The following is a 24,937-nucleotide window of genomic DNA, read 5'->3' as shown; positions in this document are numbered from 1 at the left end:
GAATGCCAAACCTAACCTTGAGCGCAATTGATTACCTGATAATCGTTACGGTGTTGATTATCAATTTGTATTTTGGTTTGCGCTACGCCAAAAATCAGAATACAACCCAGACGTATTTTGCTGCCAAAGGCAGAGTGCCGGCCTGGGCAATCGGGATGTCGCTGCTGGCTACGCTGATCAGCAGCGTTACGTTCCTGGGCTATCCGAGCGAAGGCTATTCGTCAAACTGGATTTTGCTGGTACAGGGTTTGATGGTGCCCATTGTGTTGCTGGGCACCATCTGGTTCATTGTGCCGCTGTATCGCAAGGTGATCGGACTGAGTACATACGAATATTTCGAAAAACGCTTCGGTAGTTTTGCCCGCTATTATAGCTCCATTGCGTTCGTTCTGAGGCAGTTCTCGTCCATGGGGACCGTCTTTTTTCTGTTGGCCGTCGCCCTGACCAACATGACCGGCGGTAATACCTTTTACATCATCGTTCTTGTCGGATTGATCATCATTGCCGTCAATTTGCTGGGCGGCATTGAGGCCGTTATCTGGCTGGATGTGTTTCAGGGATTCATGCTTTTTGCCAGCGGCATTCTCTGTGTAGTCGTCATTATTTTCTCCGTTAAAGGTGGTTTTCCCGAAATCATCGACGTAGCATCGGCTAACAACCGAACAGGATTTGGCCCCTACGAACTCGATTTTACGAAGCTTACGTTCGTTGTCATGGTCATCAACGGTGCCTTCTACGCCATTCAGAAATACGGTACCGACCAGACCGTGGTGCAACGCTACCTGACCGCCAAAACCGACAAAGCCGCTATCAAAGCGTCGATTCTGGGCATTTCGTTAACCGTGCCGGTTTGGGCGTTGTTCATGTTTATTGGCACCGCTCTGTTTGTGTATTACAAGCAGCAGCCTTTGCCGCCGTCGCTACGTCCTGATGCCGTTTTTCCGTATTTCATCATGACGAAATTTCCGACGGGCGTGGTGGGATTCATTCTGGCGGCCATGATTTCAGCGGCCATTTGCAGCCTCAGTGCCGACCTGAATTCCCTGGCCGCCGTTGGTCTGGAAGATTTCTACAAGAAATTCCGTCCAACACGTACCGACAAAGAATATTTGACCATTAGCAAGGGAATTGTCGTTCTTTCGGGTTTGATCGCAATTGGCATTGGAGCCATTTATTTGCAGGCTGGAAATGAGGGCGTTCTGGGGATTGTCTTCACGTTGTATGCTATTTTTTCGGGCGGGATTGTCGGTATTTTTCTGCTGGGAATTTTCAGCGCGAGAGCCAACAGACAGGGCGTCAATATTGCGATCATCGTCTGTATTCTGTTTACAGCCTACGCGTTTCTAACGTCGACCAAAATCGGCTATGGCGAAAACAAGCGGCTGTTGCTGGATCTGGGTATGTATAATTTTACCCACCACAAGCTGATGCTGGGCGTGTACAGCCACCTGATCGTGATTGGTGTCGGCTACGTGGCGAGTCTGTTCTTCCCCAAGCCAAAACTCGACAAAAACCTATTATACAGCGGCTGGCGAACGGCGTCGAAAGAAGCGTCAAAACAAGTTTCCGATATGGCGGTCCGCTCGAAATTTGAAGCGACAGGAAAACTAGGGTTTATCATTTTGTTGCTCGGATGCAGTCTGGTCGCATCGGCGCAAACATCTGATGATCAATTTAAAAAGCCACTCAAAGAGGTCATTGGTGAAATCGAACGGCGCTATGCCGTAAAGATTCGCTACCCCGAAGAGCTGATCAAAGATAAATTCGTTACGTATGCCGACTGGCGGTTCCGACCGGCTGATGTCGAGAAAACGATGGCGAATATTCTGGCGTCGCAGGACATTACGTTTGCGAAAGAAGGGGATAAAAAATACAAACTCCAGGCGTTTCAATACCACCTCAAAACGCCCGACGAAGGTAAACTGCAACTCGCTTATTTAGCGACTTTGTACACCGACGTAGCCAGTTGGGAAAAACGCAAAGCGGAGTTAAAAGCCTGTATGTGGGATGCCCTCAAACTGTCGCACTTGCCCGCCAAACCCAATAGTCAGCCCATCATTACCAACAAACGTACATACGACGGTTACACGGTTGAGAACGTAGCGATTGAAACACTGCCGGGTTTGTACGTAACGGGATCGTTGTATAAGCCCCTGAATACCAAAGCGCTGATGCCCGTAATCCTCAATCCCGACGGGCATTTTGGCGATGGTCGCTACCGGGCCGATGCGCAATACCGGTGTGCGATGCAGGCTCGCATGGGTGCCATCGCCTTTAGTTATGATCTGTTCGCCTGGGGTGAGTCGGCCTTGCAATTCAGGTCGGAAGATCATCGAAAAAGTCTCGCTCAAACGATTCAGATTCTCAACGGGATGCGTAGTCTCGACTGGCTGCTGACGCTCAAAAACGCCGATCCAAAGCGCGTTGCGATCAGTGGCGGATCGGGGGGAGGAAGTCAGACGATGCTGTTGACCGCTCTGGATGACCGCATCACGCTAAGTGTACCTGTGGTGATGCTATCATCCTATCACAGTGGCGGTTGTCCCTGCGAAAGTGGTATGGGTGTACACCTTTGTGGCACGGGCACCAACAACGTAGAGATTGCTGCCATGGCGGCCCCCCGTCCGCAATTAGCCATCACCGACGGTAAAGACTGGACCCAGCACGTACCCGATACCGAATTCCCCTTTCTGCAACGTATCTACAGTTTCTATGGAAAAACGGACGCCGTAAAAAATGTCCATCTGCCCCAGGAAGGCCACGACTATGGCATCAATAAGCGACTGGCGCTGTACGATTTTCTTGCGAAGAACTTTGCGCTGGATGTGAAGAAAGCTGACGAATCGAAAGGCACCATTGAAAAATATCCGTCGATGTATGTCTTCGGTGAGAAAGGCGAAAATCTGCCCGCTACCGCTGTTCGGAAGTTTGAGGATTTGGAGAAGCTGATTAATTAAAACCTAATGCTATCAAACTCGAAATAGATGCCCACGTTTTCACTTGGCTTTCCGATTGTGCATTTGGCTGCCCTGCTGACCGTCCGCTGGTACGGCTACCAAATGCAGGCTAACATGATATAATCTTCAGGAAAAATAATAGATAAATATAGACTTAATCACGGATAGATTTGCACTCTGAGTCGCCATAGGCTTTAATTGATCAGTATAATGACCTTCCCAGCCCTCCGAGTTATACTTCTTTGCCTTTTATCCACACCTATGTTTGCTCAGACTGCGCGTGTTTCCGATGCACAACTGCAGCGAATTTATGACGAAGTCAAGACGCCGTTCAAGTATGGGTTGGTGATGACACCCGCCGATAATTCGCGGAAACTGGATTGCCCAACGGTGTTTCAGAAAGGCAGAAAATGGTATATGACGTACCTGATTTATGACGGACGCGGTTATGAAACCTGGCTCGCAAAAAGCAACGATCTGTTGAACTGGGAGACGCTGGGACGTATTATGTCATTCTCCGACAGTACGCAGTGGGACGCCAATCAGAAAGCAGGTTATAACGCGTTGCAGGATTATCAATGGGGCGGAAATTACGCACTGGAGAAATACCAGAACAAGTACTGGCTATCGTATATCGGCGGTGCTGCCAAAGGATACGAAGCGGGTGATCTGTCCATTGGCATAGCGTCTACAGCGCAGGACCCCACGAAAGTGCACGAGTGGCAGCGCCAGGCGAAACCAGTTTTAACGGCCAAAGACCCTGACACGCGCTGGTGGGAAAATCGAAAATTATACAAGAGCACCGTCATTCACGATCCTAAAAAATTGACTGGGCACCCGTTTGTGATGTACTATAACGCCAACGGCGATACGACGGGTGTGAATAAAACCCGCTGGTTTGAACGTATTGGCATGGCCGTTTCAGACGATATGCTGAACTGGCAACGCTTTCAGAAAGAGCCGGTTCTGATGCACTCGGCTGGCATTACGGGCGACGCTGTGATTCAGAAAATCGGCGATCTCTACGTCATGTTTTATTTCGGCGCTTTCTGGGAGGATCGAAAGGGAGCCTTTAATCGCTTTGCCGTGTCAACAGATCTGGTCAACTGGACCGACTGGACAGGTGCAAACCTGGTCGAGCCGTCGGAGCCGTATGACGACTTATACGCTCATAAGTCGTTCGTCGTGAAGCATAAAGGCGTCGTGTATCACTTCTATTGCGCTGTCAACAAAGCCGAGCAACGGGGCATCGCCGTCGCTACGTCGGTCGATTTAGGGAAAAGTAAAAAGATATTCGTACCTGCACCTGCCACTAAAAAGCCATGAGGGATACGCTTTTTCATAGGTTTCATGGTGGAAGATGTAAGCATCTGACATCACGAAACCTATCATTTATAAACCCTATCACAACCCCTAAATCCCCTGAAGGGGACTTAATTCGCTTGCAGACAAAGTCCTCTTCAGGGGATTTAGGGGTTTTTCAGGTTGAACAAAAACTGATCAGCCTTCTAGCTATACTTCTAATCTTAATAACCTCCCCCGTTTTCGCCCGAAACGAGCCACGTACCGTACTGGATTTTACTAAAAACTGGCGGTTTTACCTAGGCGATGACGCGAAAGCAAAGGACATAGTGTTCAATGATTCGGACTGGCGGATGCTGACCTTGCCCCACGACTGGAGCATTGAAGGACAGTTTAGTGAACGTCACCTGAGCACCACCCAGGAGGGAGCCTTGCCCACGGGAATTGGCTGGTATCGGAAGGTTTTTAGGGTGCCCGTTTCGGCAAAAAACAAAGCCGTTTGTGTTGAATTTGATGGGGTTTATCGCAACAGCGCCGTCTGGATCAATGGGCATTCGCTGGGGATGCGGCCCTATGGCTACAGCTCATTTCGGTACGATCTTAGCAAATACCTCAAGTTCGGTACAGAGAAAAACGTCATTTCGGTACGTGTCGATAATTCGACGCAACCCAATTCGCGCTGGTATTCAGGGTCGGGAATTTATCGGAATGTGCGACTCGTTACTACGTCCCAACTCGCTGTCGATCAGTGGGGTACTTGTGTGACAACGCCCAACGTGACGAATCAGAACGCCAGTGTTTCTTTGCAGACAACGATACGTAACGGGGTCGGTCGACGCTCCGATGGAAAACCGCAAACCGTCCGGGTTGTCAGTGTAATTACGGACGTAGCAGGCCATGAAGTAGCAACGGCTACTGCGCCGTCGGTTCCGTTAGTCGATACGTTAACAACCATTTCGCAGTCGTTCACGGTAAAGAATCCAACGCTTTGGTCGATCGAAAACCCGTACCTGTATAAAGTCGTGACCCGAATTTACAGTCAGAACCAACTGGTCGATACGTACGAAACACCACTGGGTATCCGCTATTTCAAATTCGATCCGGCCACTGGCTTTTCGCTGAACGGGAAGCCCACGAAGATTCTGGGCGTTTGTCTGCATCACGACCTTGGCTCGTTGGGTGCTGCCGTGAACCAACGTGCGATGCAGCGTCAGCTCGAGTTATTAAAGGCGATGGGCTGCAACGGCATCCGCACGGCGCACAACCCGCCTGCACCTGAATTTCTGGACTTGTGCGATCAGATGGGTTTTATCGTGATGGACGAAGCCTTCGACATGTGGAAGAAAAAGAAATCGAAGCAGGATTACGGACTTAGCTGGGATGCCTGGCACAAAACCGACCTCGAAGACATGGTTCGTCGCGACCGGAACCACCCGTCGATTTTTATGTGGAGCATCGGCAATGAAATTCGCGAACAGTTTGATTCAACGGGGCTTACAATTACAAAAGAGCTGGTAGGAATTGTTAGGAAACTGGATACAACTCGTCCCGTTACGTCGGCGTTGACGGAAAATATACCCGATAAAAACTTCATCTATCGGTCGGGTGCATTGGACCTGTTAGGTTTCAATTACAAGCACGAAGCCTACGCTGATTTCCCCAAAACCTTCCCGAATCAGGCTGTTCTGGCGTCCGAAACGGGATCGTCCCTGCAAACGCGCGGGCATTACGACATGCCGTCCGATTCGGTACGTATGTGGGGAAAAGGTGGACCCGCTACTTTTAAAGACGGCAATCCCGACTGGACGGCGTCGGCCTATGATAACGAAGCGGCTTACTGGGGTTCGACGCACGAACAGACCTGGAAAGTTATCAAAAAACTGCCGCATATGGCGGGGCTATACATCTGGACGGGCTTCGATTACCTGGGCGAACCGCATCCTTATCCGTGGCCAGCCCGAAGTTCGTATTTCGGCATTCTGGATCTGGCCGGGTTTCCCAAAGACGTCTATTATTTGTACCAGTCGGAGTGGACAAATACTCCCGTTCTGCACATTTTTCCGCACTGGAATTGGCAAAAAGGGGCAACCGTTGACGTGTGGGCGTACTACAACCAGGCGGATGAGGTTGAACTTTTCCTGAACGACAAATCGCTGGGTATTCGCAGGAAGTCGGGCGATGATCTGCACGTGATGTGGCGCGTTCCGTATGAAGCCGGTACGTTAAAAGCGGTATCCCGGAAAGCTGGCAAAGTCGTGCTCACCCGAACGATTTCAACGGCTGGAAAGCCCGCTAGAATTCAATTGATCGTCGATCGGAATACACTGAATGCCGATGCTAAAGATCTGTCATTCATCACCGTAAACGTACTGGACGAGCAAGGCAATCTCGTTCCCGACGCCAACCATTTGATTACGTTCAGCGTCAAAGGGGAGGGGACAATTGCTGGAGTCGATAATGGCTACCAGGCCAGCCTTGAACCCTTCAAAGCCAACTACCGAAAGGCCTACCATGGTAAATGTCTGGCCATCATCCAGACAACCGAAAAAGCAGGGAAAATAACTATAACGGTTACGTCGGAAGGCTTGCAAGGAGCTACAGTTGAGTTGATTAGTCAATAATACTTTTTTTGTCATTCCGACGCCAGGAGGAATCTCCACCTATTCAGCAATCAAACTTGAGATTCCTCCTGGCGTCGGAATGACAAAAACATTCGCAGACAAGCAAAATATAAAAGGGGACTTTGTTTCAATCAAGCTATTTATGATCAGCAAGTTAAAGCTTGGCTTTATACTGGTAATCTTTTTCACAGATGTTAGCGCCTTCGCCCAATCCGGTGGTGGGCTGGCGAAAATCGTTCCGGTAGCGAGGCAAACCAGCCAGGCAAAACCGTGGGTATTCTGGTACTGGATGCAGGGCGCAGTCTCGAAAGAAGGTATCACGGCTGATTTGGAAGCCATGAAAGAAGCGGGAATTGGTGGCGCGTATTTGATGCCGATCAAGGGCGTCACAAATCCACCGCTGTTTGTGCCCGCCACCGAACAACTCAGTTCCCGCTGGTGGGAGATGGTTCGGTTCTCGATGCAGGAAGCCAAACGATTGGGTCTGGAAATGGGCATGCACGTCAGTGACGGCTTCGCGCTGGCGGGTGGCCCCTGGATTACGCCCGAATTGTCGATGCAAAAAGTAGTGTATTCGTCGGTTCAGGCAAAAGGAAGTCAACGGTTTTCTGCCAAATTGCCTCAACCGCCCACAAGCGAAGGCTATTACAAAAACATCGCAGTATTGGCATTTCCGTCGCTACCTCAGGACCATTCACAACCCAAAATAACGTCCAGCAGGCCGGGCGTAAACCCGCAATTTCTGCTCAACCGTACGACGAAAGAAAGCTTCCGAAGTGATACGGCCTGCTGGATTCAGTACGTATTCGATCAGCCGTTTACCTGCCGTTCGATCCTTGTCCGAACGGGCGGCAACAATTATCAGGCACAGCGTTTATTGATCGAGGTAAGCGACGATGGTCAAACGTTTCGGGCCATTGGTCGGCTTACGCCCCCGCGTCATGGCTGGCAGGATACCGACGCTGACGTAACGCACGCCATCACGCCAACCACAGCCCGCTATTTTCGATTCGTTTATGACAAAACCGGCTCTGAACCCGGCTCTGAAGATCTGGATGCCGCCAAGTGGAAGCCCGGCCTGAAATTGGTGGGTTTGGAGCTTTCCGCTGAACCCAGAATTAATCAGTTTGAAGGAAAATCGGCCGCTGTCTGGCGTGTTGGGGAACGGGCCATTCCTGTGAATGCAGGTTTTCCCAAAAGCGAAAATAGCGCCATCCCCCTCAACAAAATTATCAACCTCACCGATAAGCTAAAAGCCGATGGTCAGCTGGACTGGGAAGCTCCGGCGGGTTCCTGGACGATCCTGCGAATCGGGCATACGTCTACGGGGCATACCAACGCAACCGCCGGAGCCGGGAAAGGACTGGAGTGCGATAAATTCAATCCCGAAGCCATTAAACGTCAGTTCGATAGTTGGTTTGGGGAAGCCCAGCGGCAAATTGGTCCAGCCTTGAGCAAGGACGTATTGAAGGTCTTTCACGTCGATAGCTGGGAGTGCGGGAGTCAGAATTGGTCGCCTGCTTTTGGGGATGAATTCAAAAAACGGCGGGGGTATGATCTGACGCCTTATCTGCCGGTCATGGCCGGGATTCCGGTTGAGAGCGCTGCTATGTCGGAGCAGGTGTTGTACGATATTCGCAGCACAGTGGCCGAATTAATCGTCGATACGTTCTACAAAACATTGGCGGATCTGGCGCATCAGAAAGGTGTTACGTTTACCGCCGAAAGTGTTGCCCCGACCATGACCAGCGATGGGCTGGCGCATTACAGACTGGTAGACATACCGATGGGGGAATTCTGGCTGAACAGCCCTACGCACGACAAGCCGAACGACATGCTCGACGCCGTCTCGGCGGCTCATATTTATGGGAAACCTCTTGTTCAGGCCGAAGGATTTACGACAGTACGTATGGACTGGACAGAACATCCGGGTATGCTGAAAACCCTTCAGGACCGGAACTACGCCTTGGGGATCAATAAGTTGGTGTATCACGTCTTCACGCACAACCCCTGGCTCGACCGCAAACCCGGTATGACACTGGACGGCGTGGGCCTGTATTTTCAACGCGACCAGACCTGGTGGAAGCCCGCCAGAGCCTGGGTAGACTACGCCCGACGCTGCCAGACGTTACTTCAAATAGGCAGACCCGTTGCTGACATTGCCGTTTTCACGGGCGACGATATACCCAGCCGCGCTGTTTTACCCGATCGACTGGTATCGACCCTACCCGGCATTTTCGGGAAAGATGTTGTTGAGAAAGAGGCCAAACGACTGACGAACGTAGGTCAGCCGCTGCGGCAGAAACCGGCGGGTGTAACGCATTCGGCCAACATGGCCGATCCCGAGAATTGGGTCAATCCGCTACGTGGATATGCCTACGATTCGTTCAGCCCCGACGCGCTAAACACGCTGGCTAAAGTGCAGGGAGGAAATGTGTCGTTTGCCGATGGGGCAGATTACGCCCTGCTCGTATTGCCGAGAAAGCATCCTCTCAATACCAATAATGCGTTCATGAAACCGAAAACACTGGCTAAACTAGTCGATGTGGTGAAGAGTGGCGCAACGGTTCTGCTGGGTGAGAAACCATTGTATTCGGCGGGGAAGGGTGACGATCAGCCAGTGAAACAGCTTGCCGATCAACTCTGGGATGGCCTGTTTCAGGACGTAGCGGATGGTGCAACGACACTTCGGAAAAAACGGCTGGGGCAGGGGTGGGTGATTCAGACACCTTTCCAGCCGGGTTCGTTTGAAAAGCTGAACGTCATGCGAGATGTGATCTTTACGGACTCAACGGGCAGGTACGCAAATGACATTGCCTGGACGCACCGAACTGACGGCGAAACGGACATTTATTTCATCGCTAATCAGCAGAACAAACAGCGGGATATACTGGCTTCGTTCCGGGTTATTGGCAAGCAGCCTGAGTTGTATGATGCCATCACCGATGATTTGACAGACGCCCGGGAATGGCGTCTGCGCGGTGGACATACGCAACTTCCGGTACGTCTGGAGCCAAACGCATCGTTGTTTGTTATTTTTCGTAAAGCAACCCGGCAAATTAGTCAGTCCGGCAAAAACTGGTCTGATTTTCAGTCGGTTCAAACGCTGGAAGGATCGTGGCAAGTTCAGTTTAATCCGGCTTTTGGCGGCCCTGAACAACCTCAAACGTTCACCCAACTCACCGACTGGAGCCAATCCGCTGATTCATCAATTCGTTACTATTCAGGAACAGCAACCTACTCAAAAGTCTTTAGCTGGGCTTCTTCTCAAAACTCGCCTGCTCAACGTATTTACCTTGATTTGGGACGCATTGCCAACATGGCCGATGTGAAAGTCAACGGCATTTCCTGCGGTGTTATCTGGACAGCTCCGTATCGGATTGAGATTACCAACCAACTCAAACCCGGCGAAAATAAATTGACAATTGAGGTGAGCAACACCTGGGCCAACCGCTTGATTGGTGATCAGTTGTTGCCAGAACCCAAACGAATTACCCGCACTACCGCCCCCTTCCGGTTGCAGGGAAAACCCTTGCAGGAAGCCGGTTTGCTGGGGCCTGTGAAAATTACGAAAATGGAATAACGACTACTTAAATCGGTTCGATGTGAACCAGTACATCATAAATAGCGGGTTTCTCCTTCAGAATAGCTGCTTTTACCGCATGAGCGATATCGTGACCCTGTTTTACGGTCAAGTCGCCCGGCACCAGTACGTGTAAGTCCACAAAATACTCAAACCCGGTTTTTCGAACCCGGTATTTGTCGATTCCTTTCACCTGTGGCACCGTCAGGGCAATGGTTCTTAACACTTTTTGCCAGTCGCCAGCCGGTGTTTCGTCCATAATTTCACCGAATGAGGGCCGGAAAATATGGTAGGCGTTGTACACAATAACCACCGACGCCAGCAGGGCCGCCCAGTCGTCGGCACTCTCGTAGCCGGGACCCCCAATGAGCGCAATACTGATGCCCACAAAGGCGGTGAGGGACGTAATGGCGTCGCTGCGGTGATGCCACGCATCGGCTTTTACGGCGCTGCTCTCGGTTTCATTCCCAACTTTGGCAATGCGCCGGAACAGCACTTCTTTCACGATGACGACACCCGCCAGTACGGCCAGCGTAAATGGTGCCGGAATTTCGTGCGGCACCTGAATATTACGGATACTTTGCACCGCAATCAGGATGGCTGCGCCAACCAGCGCCAGCGCCACCACCATAGCCGCTAAAGGCTCGGCCTTCCCATGCCCATAGGGATGATTCTGATCGGGGGCTTTTGCGGCCGTGCGGAGGCCAAGCCAGACAAAAATCGACGTAACAATATCGGTGCCCGATTCCATGGCATCGGCCACAAGAGCGTAGGAGTGCCCTAGCCAGCCAGCTGTTCCTTTAACCAGCACCAGACCAATATTGACGGCGATCCCGACCAACGTTGTTTTTTGTCCCCGTTCAGCCTGGTGGGGTTCAATGGGTTGTTCCATCTATGCTATTCAAAAAATGCCGTTGTAAAGCCTAAGCTTCAATCATGAAAATCAATTGGGTTTACCCGTTCGGCGCTACCGAAATAAGTACCTGCTGAGCAATCGCCGACTGAATCATTTCCTCTGAGTAACACCACTTCCCGCCGTTGAGTTTGGGTAGCTATAGCCTGAAATAGAAAATCCGGAAAGTTTAGAATCGAAAGCCCAACTCTGACGATCTACGAACAAGACACTGAGATATAACGCAGTGAAGCGCTTTGTCTCCATGAGCTTCATGCCTCACTCCGTTTCCTCTGTGTTGAAAATAACACCATTGGTACGTTAAGGAGGCAGCTGCTACTCCCTATTTCAGTAAATTCACTACGTCTCCCCGCCTTGATTCGGGTGTAACAATGAGCGATTCAAGTTTGCCATTTTTTAGTAATGCTTCGACGGTTGTGTTGTAAGGCGCGTGGAGTTTGATATGCACATCCCAGCTTTTAGGCCAGGCCGGAAACAGATAGATTTTTTTGCCATCGGCCTGCAACAGCATTTCCTGTAGGCCAATCATGCCCGATCCTCCCCAATTATGATCGGGTGTCCAGTCGAAACCGGGCCCCCAGAACGTGGGAAACCGGCGGGGAGAGTTGCCCAGTTTAAGGAGCGTCAGGCGGGCGGCTTCGTCGGTTAAGCCCAGGCGAGCCGCGAAAATATTATCCTGTTTCCAGCCTACGTGACTGCGAAATTTCAACGCGTCTTTATCGTACAGATACGTATTGACGGCCGTATCGAGGCCGGACTTTCCGATGCCGTAAATGCCCCACGGAAAAACCGGATACAACTGGGGCGATTCGGTATTGTTGATGCGTTCCCAAAGTTTGGCGGGCGAAATCGTGGGGTGACCATCGAACGACCGGAATGAAAGGGGCGGAATCCGGCTGAGCATGAGTGTCCAGGCTTCCCGTTTTTCAGCGTTCAGATACGTATCAGGCAGTTCCAGCAAGCGGGTCAGCACAGTGCGGAGAGCCGAAATAGTGGACGTGGAATTGTACGCCATCTTGTAGGTTTCGGCCGCCGACCCAGGATATAAGATCAAATTTTTGTCGCCGTCCAGCGTTTTACTTCCCCGTTTGCTGGCCAAATACTGATAATGTTCATTAAAGAACGTCAGGCTGCTTTCTACCAGCGGCATATAGTCCGAAATATCCTGTCCGGCGTAGCGTTCGGTATCCAGTATCATCAGGCAAAATTCCAGCACCGTGTCCCATTCATACTCCAGCCAGGCGTTGTATTCCATGCCTTTATCGTAGTCTTTCGGGCGTTTCCAGGTATATTCAGCGGAGTTGGGCAAGCCGAAATTTTCAACCTGTTCCGTAAAACTCGCGCCCTTATGCTGCCAGTAGAATTCGGTCCGTAGCTCGGCGTTTTTTAACGTATTGCGATAAAAATCGAACTGAGGCTTCATCAATTGGAAATCGCCACTTTTTAGCATCGGCCAGTACACTAACCGCTGATTTTGCGCCGTATGAATGCCCCCGCCCCAGTTGCGAAAGTCGGGCGTAAAGCGCATGGTCGAGTCGGTCAGTGAGGGGTCGTAGGTGAAGAGTCCGCCGTTAAATTTTGTAGGATATTTTCCGAAGGCATTGCACCCCAGCATGTACCGAAATAGTTGATAGTTGCGGGCAATTTGCCAGTGGGGCGAACCGGGCGACGCTAGAATGACTACGTAGCTTTTCGCCCAAAAGTCGTTCCACCATGTCTGCGTCTTAACCGAAGCCGTTTTTGCGGATGTAGCGGCTTCCTTTTTTACGTTGTCCAAGCCTCGTTGCCAGTCGGCCACACTCGCCGATTGATCGGTATGCAGGTGCAGGACAAGCGCATGATTCCGGGATGCCGACCTACTGACCAGTTTCCAGCCCCGAAAATCCGTATCCAGATAGTTGCCCTGATACGTTCCGGCTGGTTTCATGTTCACGCCTGACAGGCTCCCGCCAAACGTCAGATTCGCCAGTGGATTGAACAATTGAATTTTGATGCTATCCAGGCCCTGTTGCTGGACTGTTACGTCGAAAATCGAACGTTGCGTATCATTTCGGTGGTAGAAGATGACCTCATTACTGGCAAACCGAACCGAATCTTTCAGGGTTCTAATTTCGCCCTGTGGCGCAAATTTGTAGGAGTTTGCATTGTTTTCCTTGCCTTTGGTCACATGATCGACGTAGCGCCAGCTTTCAAAAGCAGCTTCGGCGTTGATTGCTTTATTGCTGGAAACATCGACGTGAATGACCGGTCTGAATACGTCGACCCAAACCCTGACCTGCGCCGAAAGTCCCGATTTTGCCCCATTAATTTGAATGTATCCCTCTTTCAGTACCAATTCCTGTTTGAACGTTGCTCCAGTCTCGAAGGGATTGGGCGAAAGCTTAAGCCGAACTCTGCCTAGTTTTAAAACGGTGTTGTTATGATCAAACGTGCCGCTTTTCGCTATGTAGAACAGCAGATCACCGTTCTCGACCCAGACATTTAGGCCAATATCGCCCCCACCGCAAGGCATCGATTCTGATGAATTTTTGCTCTGGCTTGTCCACACTACGTTATACTGATTAATCAGATTTAGCTGAGCTAAACTGTCAGTTAGTGTGCTAAAAATGAGTAGATTGGCCAGTAAGAGAGCGACTGGCAAACCCGTATATGTGGGGCGGAAGATGGGACGTAGCAAGGCTAATATGGTATAATTATAAGAGAAAATAGTAGAGATTGATGGCAAATTTAGAGACTAAATTTGTGAAGCTACAGGTTGTTAATTTCTTGAGCAGCTATCTGAAAACCCCTAAATCCCCTGAAGAACGGTCGGCCGCTGCCGGACTTTGTCTAAACACGAGTTAAGTCCGGCAGCGGCCGACCGTCCTTCAGGGGATTTAGGGGTTGACAAGCCGAAAAGAAGTTCACGTAACGATTTGCCAATGAATAAGTATCAAGGAATTTGCGGTCTAGTCTGGTTCGTTGTGTTGCTGCAAACAACGGTTTGTTGGGGTCAATCGACAACGGTCTTGTCGACGGATAAACTGAAAAATTACGTTACCTACTTCAACGCCATCGATCAGGAGGAAGCTGTAAAAAACTACGTACCCAACGATCAGTCGTTTGACTGGCTCGCTAAAAATATCCCGATGTTCGATTGCCCGGATTCGGTATTGCAGACCGTTTATTACTACCGGTGGTGGGCGTTTCGCAAACATCTAAAGGAGACGCCCGAAGGTTATGTTTTCACGGAGTTCATTACCAAAGTAAGCCATGCCGGAAAGTACAACGCCATTAGCAGCGCCCTCGGCCACCATATTTACGAAGGTCGCTGGTTGCGCGATCCGCAGTACATAAACGACTATATTTCGTTCTGGCTGTACGTCGACCCGAAGCACGTAGCACAGCGGTTTCATGGATTCAGTAGCTGGGTCGACGATGCAGTTTATAATCGGTATCTCGTCAATCTGGACAAGCCGTTCATCCAAAAAGTGTTACCGGCACTGGATGCCGACTACCGTAAGTGGCAGCAGGAGAAGCAGTTGCCCAGCGGACTTTTCTGGCAGTTCGATGTAAAAGATGCTATGGAGGAATCCATCAGCGGCTCGCGCAAGGAGAAAAATCGTCGCCCATCCATCAACAGCTACATGTACGGCAACGCCAAAGCCCTGGCGGCAATGGCTGCTCTGGTCAAAAATGATACGTTACAAACGCGCTACCAGCAGCAGGCGGCCGAACTGAAAAAGCTGACGCTCGACAGTTTGTGGGATAAATCGGCCAATTTTTTCGAGGTGAAACTGGAAAAAGGCGGCTTCTCGAACGCCCGCGAAGCCATTGGGTTTATTCCTTGGTATTTTAACCTTCCCGACGATAAGCCCGAGTATGCAACGCAGTGGAATCAACTAACCGATACCACCGGTTTCAACGCGCCCTGGGGCATCACCACCGCCGAACGCCGGCATCCGGGTTTTCGCACGCATGGGTCCGGGCACGGTTGTGAATGGGATGGTCCCGTCTGGCCCTTTGCGACGACGCAAACACTGAAAGGACTGGCTAATCTGCTCACCAATTACAAAAATCAGGGGGCCATGACGAAGACGGTTTTTTATGATGAGTTGTTAAAATATGCCCGGTCGCACACCATGAACGGGCAGCTCTACCTGGGTGAGTATCAGGACGAAAAGACGGGCGAATGGCTGAAAGGCGATAATCCAAGGAGTAAATTTTACAACCACTCGGGCTTTGCCGATCTGGTCATCAGCGATTTAGTTGGCCTCAAACCCCGCGCCGACAACGTAGTGGAAATCCATCCATTAATTCCTGAAAACAAATGGAATTGGTTTTGCCTCGACAATGTGCTGTATCACGGAAAAACGCTGACTATTTTGTACGACAAAACCGGAAAACATTATGGTAAAGGTCAGGGCTTCATAGTCTTTTCGGATGGAAAACGAGTATTTAAAGGAAAAACACTATCGCCGGTGACTTTCCGATTATAACCTTCCTTTAACTGACCGAGAGTTTTGAACTGTCAGTTAGTTAATTGTTCCTAAACCCTTCATGAAAAACCTGCCTCTCGTTGATCTTGCTGTTATTGCCGCCTACCTCGTAGCGATGGTGCTGGTTGGGGTTTACTTCTCCCGAAAAAACAAAAATGCCGATCAGTTCACGAAGGCATCTGGCCTGATTCCGGGCTGGGCAACGGGTTTATCCATTTACGCTACGTTCCTGAGCAGCAATACGTTTCTGGGGGTTCCCGGGAAAGCCTTCGGCACCAACTGGAACTCCTTTGTCTTTAGTTTGTCTATGCCGCTGGCGGCCTACGTAGCGGCTCGATTTTTTATTCCGTTCTACCGGCGTACCGGTGAAATATCAGCTTATACGCACTTCGAGCACCGCTTTGGCCCGTGGGCCAGAACCTATGCGGTTGTCTGTTTTCTGCTTACGCAACTCGCCCGGATGGGGTCTATTTTTCTGGGGATAGCCCTTAGTTTACAGGCGCTTACCGGCTACTCGATGCAGATGATCATGGTGGTAATGGGCATTTGCATCATTATCTACACGGTTCTTGGGGGAATGGAAGCCGTAATTTGGACGGAGGTTGTACAGGCGGTCATCAAAACCTTCGGGGCTCTCCTGATTGTGTACCTGATCGTGCAGTCGATGCCGGGTGGAGCGGCTAAAATCGTGGATATTGGCCGGGCCAACGATAAATTTAGTCTGGGTACGTTCTCGTTGACGTTCACCGAATCGTCGTTCTGGGTGGTGCTGCTGTACGGCTTTTTTATCAACCTGAATAATTTCGGCATGGACCAGAATTACATTCAGCGGTACCATACGACGGCGTCCACCAAAGAAGCGTCGAAATCGTTGTGGCTCTGCGTCTGGCTCTACGTTCCGGCGTCGCTTTTGTTCTTCATCATTGGCGCCTGCCTGTTTGCCTACTACCAGCTTCACCCCGAATTCATCGACGCGATCAAGCAAAAAGTGGCAATGGATCGACTACCCATTGGCGCATCGGCGGCCGAGGTATCGCGTCTGGTGGCTACGTTGCAACCTGCTGATTATGGCGACAAAGTGATGCCGCATTTTATGGTGACCAAAGTGCCGCCGGGTCTCATGGGGCTGATTATTTCGGCCATTCTGTCGGCCGCCATGAGTACCATCAGTTCGGGTATGAACGCGTCGGCGACGGTGTTTACGGAAGATATTTACAAACGCTACGTCAACCCGAACCTGTCAGGCAAAAAGTTGCTTACGTTGTTGCACCTCTCGACGGTTGTGGTTGGGCTGGCGGGTTTGGGCGCTGGTATTGCCATGATCGGCGTAAAAAGTATTCTGGATACCTGGTGGACGTTATCCGGAATTTTTGCGGCTGGCATGTTGGGACTTTTCCTGCTGGGGTTGATCAGTCGGCAAACGAAAAGCCCCGAAGCGCTGACGGCAACCATCATTGGCGTGCTGGTAATCATCTGGATGACGTTCTCCGGTAAACTGCCCGACGAATACGGATTCCTGCGTAACACCTTGCATAGCAATATGATTATCGTCGTAGGTACACTCACCATTTTCCTGACGGGTGTGGTATTGACAAAACTCAAAACACATAATTCGGCACCGATTCAGAAAGAGGCTATCGTCCCTAATGAATAATGATAAATCGGTTCCATTCATTCTTTCGCTCTTTATTTTCTGATGAAAACATCTGCAAAAGGCTTTATTCCCGTCATGCTCACGCCATTTACTGATACGGGCGCTATTGATTTCGACGCCCTAACCCGGCTCACCGATTATTATTTACAGGCTGGCGCGGCTGGTTTGTTTGCCAATTGCCTGTCAAGCGAAATGTTTGAACTGAGCGAACAGGAGCGGATTCTGATTATCGAGCATGTCATTAAAGTTGTGAATGGCGCGGTGCCGGTGGTGGCCACCGGTACGTTCGGCGGACCGATTGAGCAACAGGCTGAGTTTGTCAAAAAAGTGCACGACACGGGTACAGAAGCTGTCATCCTGATTACGGGCCTGCTGGCCGATGAAGTCGAACCGGACGCCATTTTCAACGAACGCGTTTTTCAATTACTGGATCGAACGGAGTCAATCCCGGTTGGATTTTATGAGTGCCCGGTTCCGTACAAGCGTCTAATTTCGCCCGAACAACTGCAACAGTTTGTCGAGACCGGACGCGTGATTTATCATAAAGATACGTCGCTCGATCTGGCGCAGATTAAAGAGAAATTACGGCTTGCTTCCCGGCCGGGTTTTGGCTTGTACGATGCCTACATGGTTCACGCTGTCGATTCGTTGAAGGCGGGTTCAGCGGGACTTTCGTGCATTCAGGGCAACTACTTCCCCGAGTTGATCGTCTGGCTGTGTGATAATTACGACAATGCTGCCCAGCGGGAAGAAGTAACCAGAGTGCAGCAATTTATCATCGACAATATGGATGTCATGCACAACGTCTATCCAACCGTGTCGAAGTACTTTTTACAACTGCGCGGCTTCGACATGTCGACCTATACCCGACGTAGCGTCGGTACATTCACCCCCGACATTGCCCGGCAAGTTGATACGTTGTTTACCTCCTACACGCGCTTACAGGAAGAGCTGGAATTGAAGGTGACGATCTGATTTTCTGTCATCCCGACGCAGGAGGGATCTTCGGAGGTGATTATATAGCTTTTGTTTATACCCCCAACCCCCTGAAGCGGGCTTAGGTTGAGAATAGTCGAGCAGAGCCCGGCAGCGGCCGGCCGGCCTTCAGGGGGTTGGGGGTATACTTAATTGAAATTGGTCTAAGCTTTCTGCAAAACGTAAAAATAAATGTCCGTTCTGGTTTCAAAGCCCAGCGCTTTGTATACGTTTACGGCTCGGACATTATCGGATTTTACATGCAGATAGGGCGTGCCGGAAGCTGCCTGGATTCGATGAAGCTGATGTAAGAGAAGCATTCGGGCATAGCCTTTACCCAGATGATCCGGGTGCGTGCAAACGGCGCTAATTTCGGCAAAGTCAACCGCGTGCAATCGTTGGCCTGCCATCGCAATGAGTTGATCCCCATCAAAAATTCCCCTGTAGTGACCGAAGTCAATAGTCTTCGGCGCAAATGGTCCTGGATTCGTTAGTTGGGTTAACGCCAGCATCTGGGGCACATGCTGATTGGTTAATGGAATGATTTCCGGGCCTGTTGGTAAAGTTTCGGTAAGGCCGCTATACACCATCTGAAAACCATCGATCCGGGTTAAAACACGCCAGGGACTACTAATCATCAGTTCCTCATTAGCAATCAAGATAACGGGATTGTCAAAAGGGATCGTCTGATATAGAACCTCCAGATTTTGTTGAGTATTCTCTCGTATACCGACAAACGGGGAAACATCTGGTGCAAAATATTTCGCGATGTCATTCCCATTCGACAAGTGTTTATTCCCGGAGACTAGTGCATTCCAGGCGGGGTTATCTAATATATGTTTACTCATTCCATACGTATCGTTTGTGTTGGGAACAGCCCTATTGGTCGGTTAATACCCTACACAATACCATCAGGTTGGGTTCCTTCAGGTTGATACGTATGCCTGCTACTTTCGATCCGGTACCGGAAAACTACGCCACTAACACCCGTCCTTTATTCAGGTACTGGCGTTTGTATTCGAGCGGGGTTAAACCGGTTACCTTTTTGAAATGGCGATAAAAATTTGATACGTTGTTGAAGCCGCAATCGAAGCAGATCACTTCGGTGGGTGTCTTATCTTCAATCAAGGCCCGGCAAGCATGACTGATTCGGATTTCAATCAGGAAGTCGTAGTAGGTCTTATTCGTCATCAACTTAAAGTACCGGCAGAATGACGTAACGCTCAGGTTACTGATGGCCGAAATCTCTTCCAGCGTAATATCTTTTTTGTAGTTCGTTAAGGTGTAACTGCACACGTTGTTCAGCCGCAGCGTGTCCATTTCGTTCGACTGATAAAACACGGCTCGTCCATTCACAATCACTTCATATTCATCAGTCTCGGAGAGGATTTTCAGCATCTGGAGCAGGATGATTATTTTATCGAGATTCGTTGCATGAACCGCCCGACGCATTAAATTAATTAATTTCTCATTGGTCTCGCCGGTTATGACCATGCCACTTTTGGCTTTTTCGTAGAGCTTGGGCAGTAAATACGCTTCGGGTAAATTTAACAGATAATCACCTAAACAATCGGGCAAAAACTGAATGACAATTACTTCAATATTCAGATCGGGATTGTTGTGAAAATATTCTTCGTTACTGCGCCACGTATGCGGTAAATTCTCGCCAACCAGCACCACTTCTCCATGCGAGAAATTGCTGATTCTATCCCCAATAAACCGAACGCCTTCTCCTTTTACAATATAGTGTAGCTCCAGTTCAGGGTGGTAATGCCAGATGTTTTTGAAGTGGGGCAATGTATCGTGACGGACTGTAAAGGAACTCTCCAGTTTAGCAGTCACCTTGCGAAATAATGGCTTCATAGTAGTAGGCAATAATCACCAAAAATTGTTAGCAGTCAATCACACAAATAATACGTTTTTACTGAACGTTCGGCCGGCTTACCGCAACCGTATCCTTGCTGTTGAGCCTTCCTGTAGGCTGTTTAAACACTGATCCTGTCCGTGTATAAGTACGGGCCTTTGCTTGTCTACTGACCCTGCATCGCTGCCGAACTTATGCCTTTTCCAGCCATACCTTCCATCCTGTTACTGCAAGGCCTTAGTCTGTAAGTTGTATTCCGGCAAATTTACTTTCGCTTAGTCGGTGCGATACGGACCTTCTGATATACGCTTAACGAAAGAACCTTATTTATTCATATTTATTCTATGATAATTTCCTATAACAAATTGGCAAAAAAATGCAGTTAAGGCCTCAAAATGTACTATATTTTTGTATCATGTTATAGAAAAGTATTGTTAATTCATGGATTTGTCTGCTTTTACTGACGCTTCTTTGCTACTGAACAGGAAATTCTAAACTGGTTGGCCAACGCTACAAAACAACACTTTTGACCCACTACTTACCCATGAATTGTCATCTACGGAAAGTCCTGTTTAGTGCTTTGATCACCATTCTCGCTACAATTTCGGTGCTGGGTCAGGATGAAACAAAAGAAAGTAGAGAGGCTGCTTATACACGGGTCATCAACGAGCGTGCCGCCAAGATTGTGTCCACATTGGGTATCACTGACGCGCAGGTTTCAGTCCGCGTACAACAGACGATTGTGCAGCAATATCGGGACCTGAATACCATTCATGAGAGCCGTAAAGAAGCCGTAAAAAGACTCAGTGAAACGACAGCCAAAGAAACGCTGGAAACCGAAAAGAACAGGATCGAAACCGAGACGAACAGTAAGCTGGAAAAACTGCATCAAGAGTACGTAGCGGCATTGGCCAGGGAGTTAACGGCGACGCAGGTCGATCAGGTAAAAGATGGGATGACGTACGGCGTTTTGCCCATTACCTATAAAGGGTATCAGGCTATGCTGCCGGATTTGACCGATGCCCAGAAAACGCAGATACTTTCCTGGTTAACCGAAGCCCGCGAACGTGCCATGGATGCCGGAACATCGGAAGGAAAACACGCCGTTTTCGGGAAATATAAAGGCAGGATCAATAATTACCTGTCGGCCGCCGGGATCGACCTGAAAAAGGCCGGTAAAGAGTGGGAAGAACGTATCGCTAAAGAAGCTAAAAAGTAACGCCAGGTTCTCTTTTCGTTGCGTCTATTGCCTTGACCGACGTACTACAGAACCAGCATTCCAGAAGCAATACAATTAAATCACATATATCTTTTTGATCCAGTTTTTACACCCCGGTTTGCCTTAATCAAACGCATATGATAACGCCTTTACGAACCCCAACCCTTATTCCCAGCACCGTAAAGCTGGTCTGCGCGCTACTCGTGGGCGCCTGCACAATCGATGTGTGTTATGCCGACGAGACAACCAGTAAGCGGGGAGGTCTCGCTTCGTTGAAAATTGCCCCGCTGGAGAATATCACCGGAACGGTCAAAGATGCGAAAGGTGAGCCTTTGCCGGGCGTAAACGTGCTGATCAAAGGCACAAAAACGGGAACGGTTACCGACATAAAAGGTACGTTCCGGCTGAACCTACCGACCGGAAAGGAGACACTGATCTTCAGCTACATTGGTTTTAAAACAAAGGAATTTCAGGCAAACGGGCAAACGACGCTGGCCGTTCAGCTGGAAGAAGATGCCGCTGCGCTGAGCGAGGTGGTGGTGGTTGGCTATGGCGTGCAGAAGAAATTAAGCCTGACGGGGGCCGTGGCGACGGTTGACATGAAGGCCGTTCAGGATCTGCCGGTCAACAATTTGTCGGCCGTGCTGACGGGTCAGTTGCCCGGTGTGGGCGTTTCGGGGGGGACAAGCCGACCCGGCGAAAACGCCACCATCACGGTTCGGAACCCGGTTATCCTGTCGAAAGATGGTGGTACGTTGCAACCGTTGTATGTGATCGACAACGTTGTCCGGTCGTCGGATGATTTCAACGCACTGGACGTATCCGAAGTCGAAGCAATTTCGGTGTTGAAAGATGCCGCTGCGGCCATTTACGGGGCTCGCTCGAACCAGGGCGTCGTGGTTGTGCAGACGAAGCGGGGAAAGGCGGGCGCGCCTAAGTTTAGCTACAGCGGCTCGACGGGTATCTCGAATGCTACGTTGCCCAAAATGATGAACGGCTTTGAGCAGGCGACCTACATGAATGACCTCAACTACGCGGCTGGAAAACCCGCTACTGATCCGCTCATCTACACGCCCGATGAATTAGCCTATTTCAAAAACAACAATACCGACTGGCTACGTACCGCCTGGAAACCCTCGACCGTGTCGCGTCATGCGCTCAACGTGAGTGGTGGTAATGAGAAAGCTACGTATTTCGCGGGTGTTTCTTATAACGCGCAGGACGCTAACTTCAGCAACATCAACACCAGTAAGTGGACCTTCCGGGCCAGTGCCGATATGCAGGTGACGAAGGGCCTGAAAGCTGCTTTGTCGCTGAGCAGTTTCATTGGCGACAAACGCATGTATTACCTGAAGCAGGGTGGTGAGAGCCCAGAGAATGACATGAAAAGTCTGCTCTACACCCCCCAGTTTGCGCCACCGTATGTGAATGGGTTGCCCATTCAACTGTCTACGGCCAGCAACACGAATACCATCGATGCCTTTCACTTTTTCGAGGTTCAGAATTCGAACAACTACACACAGACCAAGACAACGGGGTTGAACGTAACGGCCAATATGGAGTATCAGATTCCGGGCGTAAAAGGCCTGAAAGCCAGAGTGCTCTATAGCCGTACGTTTGATAATAGCTTCGGGAAACAGTACGGCACCAAGTACAATGTCTATAGTTTCTCAATGCTCGGCGACCACAAGCATATCTACGGGGGCGACCTGTTAAAAACCGTTACGTTGAACAACGGCGACCGGGTGCGGATCAACCCAAGCTACATCGATACGTACCAGTTCAATGGCTACCTGAACTACGACCGTCAGTTTGGCAAACATCAGCTGTCAGCCATCGCGTTCTTTGAGCAGGCCGAAACCCACTCCGATCAGGTGGCGGCCATGGCCGAGGGTGTTATCATTGATGGGCTGGACAACATGCGGTATGCAACCGGCACCCAGACAACCTCGGAAACAGAGTCAGAAACGGGTTTCCTGTCGTACGCAGGACGTATCAACTACAACTATGCCAACAAATACCTGTTCGAAACGGCTATCCGGTACGATGCCTCGACCAACTTTGCCCCCGAATATCGCTGGGGCCTTTTCCCCTCGTTCTCGCTGGGCTGGGTGATGTCGGAGGAGCGGTTCTTCCGGGATAACGTTCACTTTGTCGACTTCCTGAAACTGCGCGGCTCACTGGGTTTCCTGGGAGGGGATGCCACCAAAGCCTACAACTGGCTGACCAGCTATTCGATCCAGCAGGGGAAAGGGGCCGTATTTGGCGGCAACTCCGACCGGCCGCTGGTCGTAACGCCCAACAACGCCATGGCCAACCGTCAGGCTCGCTGGGACGACAACACGAAATATAACATCGGGCTCGACGCGCAATTCCTGAAAAACCGCCTGTCGTTCACGTTCGACGCCTTCTACGATCACCGGTACAACATGCTCACGGCCCTGACCTCTTCGGTTCCTCTGCTGGTGGGTGCTACGTTGCCGTCCGAAAACTATGCAACAATAGATGGTTTTGGTACGGAACTTTCGGTCGGCTGGAACAGCAAGATCAACAGTGACTGGTCGTATAAAGTCAATACATTCTTTACCTGGAGCGATAATAAACAGGTATTGGTCGATGTCAATCGGGGCCTGATTGGTACGTATCTGGACCCTACCGGCCGGTCGAGCGATATGGGCCTGCTGGGGTATCATTACCTGGGCATGTTCAGAACCCAGCAGGATGTTGATCAGTACATAGAAAAAAATCCGGGCTACACGCTGTTCGGTGCGGCACCTAAACCGGGCATGCTTTATTATCAGGACGTTAGAGGGCCGAAAGATGCGTCGGGTCAATACACGGCTCCGGATGGTAAAATCACCGATGCTGACCTGGATTACCTGAAACCAAAAGCCAGCAATCACTATGGATTTGGGGTCAATTTCAGTACGTCATACAAAAATCTGTCGTTTGCGGCAGTGATCAGCGGCTCGTTTGGCGGCCAGGCTATGGTGGAAGGAACGGCGCGGGCGCAGGGAACCGCCACCGCCAACCGGCCGCAGTTCTGGGCGGATCACTGGACGCCCGAAAATCCGAATGCCAAATACCCAAGCCCATATTACAAAGACACATACACCGTAGATTCGGAGTTCTGGTACCGAAGTGCTACGCAGATCGCCGTTCGCAACGTCAACGTTTCGTATGGTCTGCCAACGAAATGGGCAGGTAAGGCGGGATTAAGTACCGCCCGGCTTTACCTGGTCGCCACCAACCCGCTCAATCTCTACAACCCGTACGATTATAAAGCAAACTCGGGTAACTACGATGCGTATCCCGTGCTACGTTCCTTCTCTCTGGGTTTAAATCTTGGCTTGTAAAACTTCGACAGATAC

General features: G+C 50.3%; 13 protein-coding genes. 9 read left to right on the top strand and 4 right to left on the bottom strand.

From position 1 onward, the window contains the following. Positions 1 to 2 precede the first annotated feature (2 nt). From ACYVEA_RS02895 to ACYVEA_RS02880, 4 genes are all read left to right on the top strand, one after another. The gene (locus ACYVEA_RS02895; RefSeq protein ID WP_461111810.1) at positions 3 to 2,957 is read left to right on the top strand and encodes a sodium:solute symporter family transporter; all 2,955 of its coding nucleotides are present in this window, start codon (positions 3 to 5) and stop codon (positions 2,955 to 2,957) included. A 261-nt stretch (positions 2,958 to 3,218) separates the two neighbouring features. Next, entirely contained in the window at positions 3,219 to 4,283 is a 1,065-nt protein-coding gene (locus tag ACYVEA_RS02890) for a glycoside hydrolase family protein (protein WP_461111809.1), read from the top strand. Between the two features lie 116 nt (positions 4,284 to 4,399). Continuing rightward, on the top strand, positions 4,400 to 6,880 hold the full coding sequence (gene galB, locus ACYVEA_RS02885; protein ID WP_461111808.1) for a beta-galactosidase GalB: 2,481 nt from the start codon (positions 4,400 to 4,402) through the stop codon (positions 6,878 to 6,880). A gap of 142 nt (positions 6,881 to 7,022) precedes the next feature. Further along, a complete protein-coding gene (locus ACYVEA_RS02880; RefSeq protein WP_461111807.1) occupies positions 7,023 to 10,463 on the top strand; it encodes a glycosyl hydrolase in 3,441 nt (1,146 codons plus the stop codon). Between the two features lie 7 nt (positions 10,464 to 10,470). Here ACYVEA_RS02880 and ACYVEA_RS02875 read toward each other — a convergent pair whose 3' ends face one another. Together ACYVEA_RS02875 and ACYVEA_RS02870 are read right to left on the bottom strand one after the other, a co-directional pair. Beyond that, positions 10,471 to 11,355, bottom strand: coding sequence for a cation diffusion facilitator family transporter (locus tag ACYVEA_RS02875; protein WP_461111806.1), 885 nt, complete (start codon positions 11,353 to 11,355; stop codon positions 10,471 to 10,473). Positions 11,356 to 11,698: 343 nt separating this feature from the next. Beyond that, positions 11,699 to 14,101, bottom strand: a complete 2,403-nt coding sequence (locus tag ACYVEA_RS02870) for a DUF5703 domain-containing protein (protein WP_461111805.1) — start codon at positions 14,099 to 14,101, stop codon at positions 11,699 to 11,701. Positions 14,102 to 14,297: 196 nt separating this feature from the next. On the opposite strand from ACYVEA_RS02870, the gene ACYVEA_RS02865 reads away from it, so the two are divergent. The 3 genes from ACYVEA_RS02865 (at position 14,298) to ACYVEA_RS02855 (ending at position 18,483) form a co-directional block, all read left to right on the top strand. Next, positions 14,298 to 15,854 (top strand): MGH1-like glycoside hydrolase domain-containing protein, encoded by a 1,557-nt coding sequence (locus ACYVEA_RS02865; RefSeq protein ID WP_461111804.1) that lies wholly within the window; start codon positions 14,298 to 14,300, stop codon positions 15,852 to 15,854. 61 nt (positions 15,855 to 15,915) lie between these two features. Next, a complete protein-coding gene (locus tag ACYVEA_RS02860) occupies positions 15,916 to 17,508 on the top strand; it encodes a sodium:solute symporter family protein (RefSeq protein WP_461111803.1) in 1,593 nt (530 codons plus the stop codon). A 42-nt stretch (positions 17,509 to 17,550) separates the two neighbouring features. Further along, positions 17,551 to 18,483, top strand: coding sequence for a dihydrodipicolinate synthase family protein (locus tag ACYVEA_RS02855; protein ID WP_461111802.1), 933 nt, complete (start codon positions 17,551 to 17,553; stop codon positions 18,481 to 18,483). 164 nt (positions 18,484 to 18,647) lie between these two features. Here the strand turns inward: ACYVEA_RS02855 and ACYVEA_RS02850 are convergent, their stop codons facing one another. Together ACYVEA_RS02850 and ACYVEA_RS02845 are read right to left on the bottom strand one after the other, a co-directional pair. Further along, positions 18,648 to 19,331, bottom strand: a complete 684-nt coding sequence (locus ACYVEA_RS02850; protein ID WP_461111801.1) for a GNAT family N-acetyltransferase — start codon at positions 19,329 to 19,331, stop codon at positions 18,648 to 18,650. Between the two features lie 124 nt (positions 19,332 to 19,455). Continuing rightward, positions 19,456 to 20,346, bottom strand: coding sequence for an AraC family transcriptional regulator (locus tag ACYVEA_RS02845; RefSeq protein ID WP_461111800.1), 891 nt, complete (start codon positions 20,344 to 20,346; stop codon positions 19,456 to 19,458). A 545-nt stretch (positions 20,347 to 20,891) separates the two neighbouring features. On the opposite strand from ACYVEA_RS02845, the gene ACYVEA_RS02840 reads away from it, so the two are divergent. Together ACYVEA_RS02840 and ACYVEA_RS02835 are read left to right on the top strand one after the other, a co-directional pair. After that, positions 20,892 to 21,566, top strand: coding sequence for a DUF3826 domain-containing protein (locus ACYVEA_RS02840; protein ID WP_461111799.1), 675 nt, complete (start codon positions 20,892 to 20,894; stop codon positions 21,564 to 21,566). 137 nt (positions 21,567 to 21,703) lie between these two features. Beyond that, a complete protein-coding gene (locus tag ACYVEA_RS02835; RefSeq protein WP_461111798.1) occupies positions 21,704 to 24,922 on the top strand; it encodes a SusC/RagA family TonB-linked outer membrane protein in 3,219 nt (1,072 codons plus the stop codon). Positions 24,923 to 24,937: the final 15 nt, after the last annotated feature.

It is taken from the genome of Spirosoma jeollabukense (genome assembly GCF_054777855.1).
The sequence above is the reverse complement of the archived record's forward strand: the minus strand, read 5'-3'. Positions and strand labels throughout refer to the sequence as shown.

Bases quoted from the DNA above. Each gene is read 5' to 3' on its own strand.
- ACYVEA_RS02895 (WP_461111810.1), top strand. From the start codon at position 3: ATGCCAAACCTAACCTTGAGCGCAATTGATTACCTGATAATCGTTACG.
- ACYVEA_RS02855 (WP_461111802.1), top strand. From the start codon at position 17,551: ATGAAAACATCTGCAAAAGGCTTTATTCCCGTCATGCTCACGCCATTT.
- ACYVEA_RS02835 (WP_461111798.1), top strand. From the start codon at position 21,704: ATGATAACGCCTTTACGAACCCCAACCCTTATTCCCAGCACCGTAAAG.
- ACYVEA_RS02880 (WP_461111807.1), top strand. From the start codon at position 7,023: ATGATCAGCAAGTTAAAGCTTGGCTTTATACTGGTAATCTTTTTCACA.
- ACYVEA_RS02890 (WP_461111809.1), top strand. From the start codon at position 3,219: ATGTTTGCTCAGACTGCGCGTGTTTCCGATGCACAACTGCAGCGAATT.
- ACYVEA_RS02840 (WP_461111799.1), top strand. From the start codon at position 20,892: ATGAATTGTCATCTACGGAAAGTCCTGTTTAGTGCTTTGATCACCATT.
- ACYVEA_RS02845 (WP_461111800.1), bottom strand. From the start codon at position 20,346: ATGAAGCCATTATTTCGCAAGGTGACTGCTAAACTGGAGAGTTCCTTT.
- ACYVEA_RS02875 (WP_461111806.1), bottom strand. From the start codon at position 11,355: ATGGAACAACCCATTGAACCCCACCAGGCTGAACGGGGACAAAAAACA.
- ACYVEA_RS02865 (WP_461111804.1), top strand. From the start codon at position 14,298: ATGAATAAGTATCAAGGAATTTGCGGTCTAGTCTGGTTCGTTGTGTTG.
- ACYVEA_RS02860 (WP_461111803.1), top strand. From the start codon at position 15,916: ATGAAAAACCTGCCTCTCGTTGATCTTGCTGTTATTGCCGCCTACCTC.
- ACYVEA_RS02850 (WP_461111801.1), bottom strand. From the start codon at position 19,331: ATGAGTAAACATATATTAGATAACCCCGCCTGGAATGCACTAGTCTCC.